The 3034-nt window shown below is 38.4% G+C and carries 2 protein-coding genes; one reads left to right on the forward strand and one right to left on the reverse strand.

Annotated elements, in window-relative coordinates:
* The first annotated feature begins 211 nt into the window (after window positions 1–211).
* Complete coding sequence (locus AB1422_14415; GenBank protein ID MEW6620506.1) at window positions 212–853, forward strand: LysM peptidoglycan-binding domain-containing protein; 642 nt, start codon at window positions 212–214, stop codon at window positions 851–853.
* A gap of 150 nt (window positions 854–1003) precedes the next feature.
* Here AB1422_14415 and AB1422_14420 read toward each other — a convergent pair.
* A partial coding sequence (locus AB1422_14420) for a hypothetical protein (GenBank protein MEW6620507.1) occupies window positions 1004–3034 on the reverse strand: 2031 nt, incomplete at its 5' end.

Genomic DNA, 3034 nt, shown 5'->3' on the forward strand with positions numbered 1-3034 from the left:
AGCTAATTGCGAAAGTTAACAGTTATATTGGCTATCTACGCAGATGTAAGCAAGGAATGGAGGAAGAACAGTCTGGTGGTCAGACACCAAGACACCAGACACCAAGACACCAGACACCTATACCTCAGAGTATCTGAACGCTTACTAGCGGTAAAATTAGTAAATGACGTTGTAGGGTTATAAACATTTTAAATTAAGGGAGGGAAATAAAATGGTAAAAATTAAGCGCGCAGTAATCTGGATTTTAGTCGCAAGTATGGTCAGTGCCACACCTGGAGTCTCCTACTCCAAAATCACACAAAGGTATAAGGATAGCGATTTAATCATTATTAAAAAAGGGGATACGCTCTGGGACTTAGCCGGATATTATTATCGCCAGCCTTACCTCTGGCCAAAGTTCAAACAATACAACATATTCACTGACCCACATTGGATTTACCCGGGAGAAAAATTAGCCATCGGCAGGGAGAAGGCTTCTCAACTATGTGCTGTGCTTCAAGCGAAAATAAATGAGATGGAAAAGGAAAAGGAAAAAAATCAACAAAAAATTAGCGAATTAGAACTTGAGATTAAAAGACTAAAAGATGAAGGATTAGTCGTCCTGCTCCAGCAAAAGGAGAGTGAGTTAGTTAAAATTCAACAGCAAGTTTCATCTAAAGATGAAGAAAATGAGATGCTCAAAAGTGCTATCCTTGAGCTTCAAATGAAATTGGTTGAGTCTCAGGCAACTATCAATATGCAAGCACAACAAATTGACCATCTAATTAAGGTTAAAAATGTCGCGTTAAACGCTGGCTATTTCTTAGGATTTGCTGTTATCTCGACTTTATTGGCGGGAGAAGTAGTTAAGTAAGAAAGTAATGAATATAAAGGTCAAGGTTGATTTTTGTCCTCTGATATATTTCTCAGTGCCTCTGTGTCTGAGTGGTGAGGTGAACGGTTACCATCTAACTAACCCTGAACTTTGAACAGGTAACCCTGAATCTTTTTACGACGAAGTCGCTTATCTTATAACGGCAATCTTACCTGTTTTCTTCTCTTCCTCATTGTCTGTGATAATATAGATATAGACACCGCTTTCGAGAGGATGGCCATAGTCATCTCTAACATCCCAGCACCAATATCCCTCAATATGCTCTACAAACCGTCTTAGACTTCCGGCGATGTCATAAATTCTTATCTTACAATCCATTGGCAATCCTTCAAAGATTATCTCTTTATCCCCGCGTTGTGGTTTAAACGGAACAGGATAAACTATGAAATTGCTTAGATTTGGTTGAACCGCATAACCCATTAAAACATAAGTTCCCATCTTATAGATTTGTGCCTTTACCCGATTTCCAATTCGGTCAATTGTTGGTGTCGTATTTACCGGCTTCCACTGATTATTTTCAAGGATGTGTAGTCTGAGGCTCTTTTCTAAGATATTTGTGCCATCTACTATCTTATCCTGGTCATTATCATCAAAAGGAATAATCAGAAAAGTGGCATTCCCAAAGTCATAGTCGAGCAATTTTTTATCACCATCAATTATTTTAATCTCGCGGATTGAATTTCTTACACCATCCAATTTCGTATCCTGGTCATCGGCAAGATTGGCATTTTTAATCTCCAGATTTTCAGGATTCGCATTAATCATTACATAATAATTCGTTCCATTCAAAGATTTTGGGTTAATAGTCAATATTGTATTCCCCTCAGCCGTTACCGTTCCGTAGTTATCGTCAATCAATGCGGCAAAGGTATTACTTGTCCCTCTGATGTTAGCAAAATTAGCGATAAGTTGAATATCAAGAGCCACAGTATTAATCGTTATTGTCCCCTGCCATAGCCCATCTACAAATCTACCATTAGCCGTAAGATTAATATTTTCTGGGACAGGACATAGACTAATCTCATTATCAAAATCGACTAAATTATTATAAACATCTCTTGCCGTGATAGTCACAGGAAATGGTTTTCCGCCAACTTGATGTGGGATTACCTCAAAATTGAAATGGTCTAATTCACTCTCTGATAGAAAGATAGTCGAAGTGCCAATTATTGTTCCATTGGTAGCCTTTATGATTCCAGTTATTGGAGAAAGACCTGCCGTAAATGTTGTAGATGTTCCGATAACAGGATTTACCTGACCCAGAGATGTTGGGATAACCTCCCAATTACAGATTACATTTAAAATAGGATTATCGTAGTAGTCATACCCATTGACATAAAATTCGCAACTTGTGGTAATAGAGAGAGTTACAGTAGCAGGAGTAATAATTAAATGATGTAATTGACCTGGGATAATAGTAATTGTCGCCATCCCAGTAATAGTCCCGGAGGTTACGGATACTGTTCCGATTAATGCCTTTGTGCCAGCAGTAAAAAGTGTCATCGAGCCTATTTGTGGGGTTAAACTCCCTATGAATTGTTCCACCTGCCATTTGTAACTCGAAATCTCCGTGAGATAATTATCAAACATATCATATCCTTTAGCCAAAAAGGAACAACTATTTAAAATACTTACAGTTTGAGTTTGAGGAAAGATATTAATATGATGTAGTTCACCCGGGGTAATGGTGATAGAGGCAAAGGCACTCTTACCACTGGATGTCGCCATTATCATTCCCTCGCAAACAACTATTCCAGCGGTAAATAGGGTTGATGAGCCAATAGCAGGCAAGATACTCCCACCAATAACAGACCAATTATAACTTAGTTCTGGAATCAGGTTATGATACTTATCATACCCTTGTGCATAAAACATCAGACTTTCAGTTACTCTTATGGTAGCAAAACCTGGAGTTATCTGAATATAATCTACCGCACCAGGGATAATAGTAATTGTCGCCATCCCAGTAATAGTCCCGGAGGTTACGGATACTGTTCCGATTAATGCCTTTGTGCCAGCAGTAAAAAGTGTCCTCGAGCCTATTTGTGGGGTTAAACTCCCTATGAATTGTTCCACCTGCCATTTGTAACTCGAAATCTCCGTGAGATAATTATCAAACATATCATATCCTTTAGCCAAAAAGGAACAGCTATTTAAAAT

The sequence above is a fragment of the bacterium genome, assembly GCA_040757115.1.
GTDB lineage: Bacteria > UBA9089 > CG2-30-40-21 > CG2-30-40-21 > SBAY01 > JBFLXS01.